Origin of the sequence: Pseudomonas sp. Ga0074129, assembly GCA_001465025.1 — a bacterium.
GTDB lineage: Bacteria > Pseudomonadota > Gammaproteobacteria > Pseudomonadales > Pseudomonadaceae > Aquipseudomonas.
Genome location: LNDO01000078.1, coordinates 1 through 6,936, shown reverse-complemented (window position 1 = coordinate 6,936; position 6,936 = coordinate 1). Strand labels below are relative to the sequence as shown.

Here is a 6,936-nt window from a genome sequence, read left to right as displayed (position 1 = left end):
GCGCCTGCCGACGCAGCGGGCGAGTGACATCGATCAATTGCTACCGCATAAGTGGCAGCCACTTTAATCACGCAAGGCGTGATGCCCGGACGCATACAATGGGTCTACGAAACACTTGATACTCCTTGATACCCAGCGCTCAAATCAGGCAACGCCTGAATAGGCATGCGCTAGATCTATGCAGAACGATACTGGTAGTACCCAGCCTTTGTTACTGATTCTGGCTCAAGCGGTCGACACAATATCTATCAGACCAGCACTGCAGAAAGGATCATAGGATCAAAAGTCCTATGATCCTTTCAGGCAAAAAAATGCCGGTCATATGACCGGCCTCTTTACTATCTCGCTGCAGCTGCACTGGCTATCCAGTCGTCGACTTCGTGCTGAAGCCAGCGGCTTGCTCGGCCTATCTTCACCTGTCTCGGGAAGTCACCCTCTCGGATACGGCAGTAGATAGTTTTACGACTCAATCCGACTTTGCGGCTAACCGCATTGAAGTCCAAAAGGATCATCTCAGACATATCCCACCTCCCAGAAAGAGAGGCTGGTGGATTCATGTGGGTACTGCGGTGGTAATGCGTTCCTCATAGCTGACTGCTCTGCCGGATCATGCCTTCCAGGCATTAGTTCTACTTTTCCAATTCCGCTGCGCATCAAGTAGACAACGTCACAGCAGCAAACCTAGAGGCTCCGGATAACCTCACACCTGTATATTTCCACAGCAACCTAGGTCGCACAACAAAATACTTGACTTTTCTGGAACTTATCCAGTCTCGAACAAATCCAGCTGCTCAGCCTGATGCTCATCCTCGTCAGGACTATCGAGCAGGCGGCTAAGCGCGGCATCGAAAGCCTCCATGGTCGGGCGCATCTGAGGCAATTTCGCTTCAGGGTTATTGCGATAGTGCGTAACGACAACACCTGTTTGTCCGTGTGACTGCAACGCGTCACTATCGAAATCCTTGATGCCGTTACGCTGCATGAACTGCGTGCATGTGCGCCGAATATCACGTGGGCTAAATTTTGGGATGGGCTGGCCGTTCATTTTGGCGTGGTCAGTAGCGAGCCACTCGCTCACAGCATGAGACAAACTGGACGCGTGAATTGGCTTTTGTCCACCAACACTCCAAGGGTATACGGCCCCTGGAGGCTGCAGGGCACGAACCTGTTCGAGTACCTGCAAGGCCCTGCGGCTTAAGGGAACGAAGTGTGCACGTTTTTTACTGCCACGCCCTTTGCTATCGATGATCTTCAAATACTTCTTTTGAAAGTTGTAGCTGGTCCAGGGCTCACGAATAAACTGGAGGGGACGCTGCCCTGCAGTAGCAAAAGCAAAGTGAAAGACACGCGCCATAATCGCACCAACCGAATCGACCTTTGTAATGGTGTGCCAAAATTGCCTCAGCTCCTTATCAGTCAGAGCGCGCTCGCCAGGTTTTGACGTGTTCGGGACAGTCACTGGATCCGCAGGATTCATCTGAAGCCCATAGCTTTTAGTACTGCTTCGGTCGATATGATGCTCAGCTTTTAGACCAAAATTGAAAGCAGCAACGAGAAACGAACGAACCTTGCCTGCCTGACGTCTAGCTCCCCTGTCCCAGATTGGTTTCAGCAGAAGATTCACATGCTCCGGCCTGACATCCTTGGCCTTCATATTCATGATGTCGAGCCGTTCCTCTTGGCCTTCCTTGCTCACAGCTACAACTTTCTCGCCTTCCAGATCCTTAGACAGCACACGCTCGAACTCCTTGATCTGTGCAGCTGAAACATCATCACGGCGACGGTCTTCGATGTAATCCCGGAACAATTCGGACAAAGTGCCTTTTGAAGCCTCTATTGCAGCAAGTCGCTGCTGCTCATGCAGCTGGCGCTGGCGTTCTGCTTGCTCGACCTCTTCCTCGGCAGCACATCTGGCTAGGTAAGCCTTGATATCACCATGCTCTGCCGCGATCTTTGCGTAACGTACCGCTTGCTCGCGAAGTTCAGTAAGTGAGAGACCGGGGCTCTTGGGTGTTTTCTTGAAGACTCCTAGCTTGATCTTCTGGCCCCCGCCATCGCGGCGGCGGTAGTACCCTTCAACAGCTCCTGAAGCACGGCACTCGAACAGGATTGATCCACTACCTCGGCCTGGCAGTGAATCGGTGGCAGTCTGACCAGGCTTAAGCGCCTTCAGCTCCACATCTGTCAGAAATTTCCTACTACTCGCCTTGCCCGATGCCTCTGCCATTTCTGCGTACCGTTTTGCGTACCGTTTCTTAGGGCATGACCGGCCATACCCAGAACCAAGGGGAAACACCTAACCCCTTGAATTTAGGATAACGCGCTAAATCGGCTTTTTTCGGGAGACGCTGGGAAACGACCAGAAACGTGCTTTTTACCGCCTCATAATCCTTTGGTCCACGGTTCGAGTCCGTGTGGGCCCACCAACTCCAAAGCCGCGCACTGCGCGGCTTTTTCATGCCCGCAAGAAAAACAGCTTTACCAGTCCTATAGTCCAAAGGTACAAATTCAGTACAGTGCCGGTACAGCGGTACGCTTTGGAGTAGGGAAAAATGGCCACCATCGTCAAAACGGATGCCGGCACCTGGAAGGCCCTGGTACGCAAAACCGGCTGGCCGACCAACACCAAAACCTTCCGCACCAAGCGCGATGCCGAAGACTGGGCACGCCGCACCGAAGACGAAATGGTCAGGGGCGTGTACATCCAACGCAGCGGCTCCGAACGCATGACCTTGGAAATGGCGCTGAAACGCTACCTCAGCGAAATCAGCCCGACCAAGAAGCCGACCACCCAGCGCGCCGAAGCCACCAAAGCACAGCAGCTGATCAGCCATCTGGGCAAATACTCGATGGCCGCCCTCTCCGCTGAAATCATCGCCGGCTACCGCGACACCCGCCTGGCCTCGATCACCAATCGCGGCAAACCCACCGGCAACAACACCGTGCGCTTGGAACTGGCCCTGCTCAGCCACCTGTTCACCGTGGCGATTCAGGAATGGGGCTTGGGCCTGAGCTTCAACCCGGTGTTGAACATCCGCAAACCGAGCCCAGGCGAAGGCCGCGACCGGCGCTTGTCTGCAGAGGAAGAACGCCGCCTGCTGACCGCTGTGAATAATCACAGCAACCCTATGCTTGGCTGGATCGTCCGTATTGCCTTGGAAACAGGCATGCGCTCGTCTGAGATCACGTCCTTGCGCAGGCACCAGGTCGACATGAAAAAACGCGTGGTGCGTCTCTCAGACACCAAGAACGACAGCGCTCGCACCGTCCCTCTCAGCAAGTGGGCCACAGAAACCTTCCAGGCTGCGCTGAACAACCCTGTACGCCCGATTGACTGTGACTTGGTGTTCTTTGGTGAGCCAGGCAAAACCGGCAAGCGCAGCGCTTACGCCTTCACCAAGACCTGGGGATTGCTGAAGACCAAGCTAGGTATGCCCGATCTACGCTTCCACGATCTGCGCCATGAGGCGGTAAGCCGGCTAGTCGAGGGCGGTCTGTCTGACCAGGAGGTGTCCGCCATCAGCGGGCATAAGTCGATGCAGATGCTGAAGCGCTACACGCACCTGCGCGCCGAAGACCTAGTTAGCAAGCTTGATAAGCTGGAGAAGGGCCGACCCTAGACCCGGATAAGCCAGGGTATAACCGCGACCTACTACCGATTGAGCATGATCGCTTCAGGCCGGACACCCTCAGCTTTACGTCTGCTAGCCGCAACAACCTCTTAACTTGGTTGCTGCGCTGGACGCGACCAGCGATAAAGCAAAGTAAATACAATCACAGCCCCTCATGGAGACCGAAAATAATAAGAATAATAATATTCTTATTATTACCCAACCAAACCACGACACTTAAAATCACCCCCATCTCTAATACCCAGCATCTCTCCACCTCAAGCGGCATCATACCCAACTTAAACGATCGGCACTCCGCTCAGAAGCCAACATATATATAACACCCCAAGCCCACAGCATATTGCACACAGACACACCACCCAAAAATTTAGCGGCTAAATTTTTGCACCTCATCATCTTTAACGCCTACCAATCCAGAAAGCATCAACTAATTCGATTGCTTACAGGCTCACACCCCGCGCCCAGGCGCGCATTCAGTGGCAATTAGGACACATTATCCTAATTGCACACCCGCACTTCCAAATAAAAACAATAGTTCAGCTAACCCATTAATTATCAATACAAATTTCTGTTCACGTATTGAACTACCGCAATTAATCATCACAATAACTTCCACCACATCAATCTTCGTGAGACTAACAATGACCACCGAAGAACTAATACTGAATCGCTACAACGGTGCTCCACTACTGTCACTTGAACAGTTGGCTGAGCTATTGCATCGCAGCAAACAGGGACTACGAATCACCTTGTGCAGCAACAATGATCTGTCTCGCAAGATTCTTCCCTGCCGAGTGAAAATCGGCAGGCGCGTCTATTTCAAAACCGCTGAAGTAGCCAGACTCTTTGATACGTACGAGTAACATCGATGAGTATCAAAGCCATGAACTGGGCATGGGAGCAGAACCTTCCACCAGGCTCAAAGTTGGTTCTCATGGCGCTAGCAGATAACGCCGACGACCAGGGTTACTGCTGGCCAAAGATCAAAACAATTGCGGCCAAGTGCTGTGTATCGGAGCGGACAGCTCAGAGAACCGTCAAGGATCTTCTAGATAGCGGTTTGCTGAAGATCAGCGCTCGTTTCAATGCGCTCGGCGGACAGGTTTCCAACGGCTACACCCTCGAAATGTACCCCCCTGACAAATTGTCACCCTCCCCCGCATTGATACAGGCGGGGGGTGACAGCCGTGACACCCCCGGGGTGACACAGCTATGTCGCGGGGGGAGTGACACAGCTATGTCACCCCTACAACCACCACATGAACCCAAAAAAGAATCATCACACGTGCAGCCATGCGTACTTGCTCAGCTGCCACCTGAAGAGCAAGGGGAAATCATGGCGATCATGGATGGCCTGTCACAGGAAAAACGCGCCGAAACTAAGGCACTGCTGATCAATGCGCTGACCAGAGGAAAAATCCATACGACCCCCTCGCGCTGGCTGCGTGCAGTCATCCGTCGCAGAGACTACGTGCCGCTATCTGCCCAGGCCGCTCTCGGCATATCCGAGCAAGAGTACGAACAGAAGCTAATCCAGGGCGGGATACCACCTGAGGTTGCACGGTTCATAACCGGAAAAACTATTTCGAGCCGGCAGGCCCAGCAACACCTGAGTCGACACCCCCTTATCTCGATCCCCCAAGTGTCAATCAACGCGGATCGAAAACGCCCAAAGCCACCACGCAGCGCCACAGCCGTTGATGAAAACGTGCTTGGTTGACACTTGAGGGATTATCAAATGAATGAGCCCGCGAACAATCCAAAACACCTTTCATCCGCCCCCCCGCAAAAGTCTGTCGGAGCGCATAGCCGCACGCATCCAGCAACAGACGGATGCCAGCACAGCTGCGCGAAATCGCAGCGTATTTATTTCCCTGCGAGAAGACATTCAGCAGGCCGTCACCGATGGCTGGTCGCTGCTGGCAATCTGGCAGGTTTTGTTCGATGAACAGCGCGTCACGTTTACCTACCAGGCCTTCCGCCGCTATGCACGCCAACTGGTTGATAACCCTGCGTCAGCAAGCAGCAGCGAGCACCCGACTGGGGAAACACTTGAAGCCGCTGCAGACACCTATGCGTTTAGCGCAAAGCCCACTAAGGCACTACTGCCATGAACATCAACCCCCACATAGGCGTTCAAACACCAACTGAACCGTTCAACTTCCGCTCACTTGGCGTTAACCCATCGTTGAACGGTAGAGAGGCGATTAATTGGTCACTCCTACAGGCCTTCAATCGGCATGAAATGCCGGGCAAGACAGGTGAAGTACCTGTACCGGCAAGCCGGCACAGTTTCTTCACTGCACCCTTATTCGCGCTACGCGCTCAACGAGTGTCTTGCCCTGCGGGGTAAGCGGCTGCCGCCGCTATAGGAGCAGTTGATGACTGAACAACGAGCAATAACCAGGAAAGAAACCACGCCCATAAACGTGTGGGTTACGCCAGAGGAGAAATCACAGATTGATGCGCTTGCCAAGCAGACAGGGCACAGCATGTCGTCGCTATTGCGCTGCCTAGGTATGGGACATCAGCCCCCCAGCATTCTCGACAGCAAGATGATTCTTGAGCTGGCGAAGATCAACGGTGATCAGGGGCGGCTGGGTGGCTTGCTCAAGATGTGGCTGACCAACGATGAGCGCTTTGCCGGTTTCGACGCAGTTCAGATGCGCAGAACCATTGAGGTTGTTTTGTCGAGGATTCAGCAGACGCAGCAAGCAATGCTGGATCTGGTAATCAAGGTGCAAGGAGAGTGATGTGGAAATTTTAGCGGCTAAAAAAATGGGCCTCATCGCTTTGGCGCTCTGTTCGCTAAGCGGTCAGCAGGCCTATGCAGGCATCCCCGTTATCGATGGGGGCAACCTGACCCAGAACGTGCTGACAGCCATGGAGAGCGTTGCCCAGACGCTCAAGCAGGTTGAACAATATGCCAAGCAGGTGGAGCAGTACTCGACCCAGCTGCAGCAGTATGAAAATCAGCTGCAGAACACGGCCGCGCCTGCGGCCTATATCTGGGATCAGGCCAACCGCACGATCAATAAGTTGATCGAGGCGCAGGACATGCTGGCGTACTACCAGCGTAAAGCTGGCAGCCTGGACGCCTATTTGGCCAAGTACCAGGACGCTGCCTACTACCGCAGTTCGCCATGCTTCAGTGGTGGGGGATGTACGCCAAGTGAGCGCGAAGCGATGTCCGCCAATCGCCGCCTTGTTGCCGCTGACCGAAAACTGACCCAGTAGAGGCTGTTCTGCCGACTGAAAACTGACCCAGGTGTTCAACTGCTTCTGCTCAATTTTTGAGCAGGAG

General features: G+C 53.7%; 7 protein-coding genes and 1 pseudogene. 6 read left to right on the top strand and 2 right to left on the bottom strand.

From position 1 onward, the window contains the following. Positions 1-338: 338 nt before the first annotated feature. Together AUK77_RS09900 and AUK77_RS09895 are read right to left on the bottom strand one after the other, a co-directional pair. Positions 339-512, bottom strand: a complete 174-nt coding sequence (locus AUK77_RS09900) for an AlpA family phage regulatory protein (RefSeq protein ID WP_230927756.1) — start codon at positions 510-512, stop codon at positions 339-341. A gap of 251 nt (positions 513-763) precedes the next feature. Continuing rightward, positions 764-2,227 (bottom strand): hypothetical protein, encoded by a 1,464-nt coding sequence (locus tag AUK77_RS09895; protein WP_017675731.1) that lies wholly within the window; start codon positions 2,225-2,227, stop codon positions 764-766. A 325-nt stretch (positions 2,228-2,552) separates the two neighbouring features. Between AUK77_RS09895 and AUK77_RS09890 the strand changes: the two genes are divergently transcribed. From AUK77_RS09890 to AUK77_RS09865, 6 genes and pseudogenes are all read left to right on the top strand, one after another. After that, positions 2,553-3,620, top strand: a complete 1,068-nt coding sequence (locus AUK77_RS09890) for a site-specific integrase (RefSeq protein WP_296128945.1) — start codon at positions 2,553-2,555, stop codon at positions 3,618-3,620. Between the two features lie 653 nt (positions 3,621-4,273). Beyond that, the gene (locus AUK77_RS09885) at positions 4,274-4,495 is read left to right on the top strand and encodes a helix-turn-helix domain-containing protein (RefSeq protein WP_296128942.1); all 222 of its coding nucleotides are present in this window, start codon (positions 4,274-4,276) and stop codon (positions 4,493-4,495) included. Positions 4,496-4,500: 5 nt separating this feature from the next. Next, entirely contained in the window at positions 4,501-5,352 is an 852-nt protein-coding gene (locus AUK77_RS09880) for a helix-turn-helix domain-containing protein (RefSeq protein WP_296128938.1), read from the top strand. Between the two features lie 22 nt (positions 5,353-5,374). Continuing rightward, the gene (locus tag AUK77_RS09875; protein WP_296128935.1) at positions 5,375-5,746 is read left to right on the top strand and encodes a TraK family protein; all 372 of its coding nucleotides are present in this window, start codon (positions 5,375-5,377) and stop codon (positions 5,744-5,746) included. Positions 5,747-6,013: 267 nt separating this feature from the next. Further along, entirely contained in the window at positions 6,014-6,385 is a 372-nt protein-coding gene (locus tag AUK77_RS09870) for a conjugal transfer protein TrbJ (RefSeq protein WP_296128932.1), read from the top strand. 25 nt (positions 6,386-6,410) lie between these two features. Next, positions 6,411-6,857 (top strand): annotated as a pseudogene (locus AUK77_RS09865) (conjugal transfer protein TrbJ); the annotation flags it as partial. Positions 6,858-6,936: the final 79 nt, after the last annotated feature.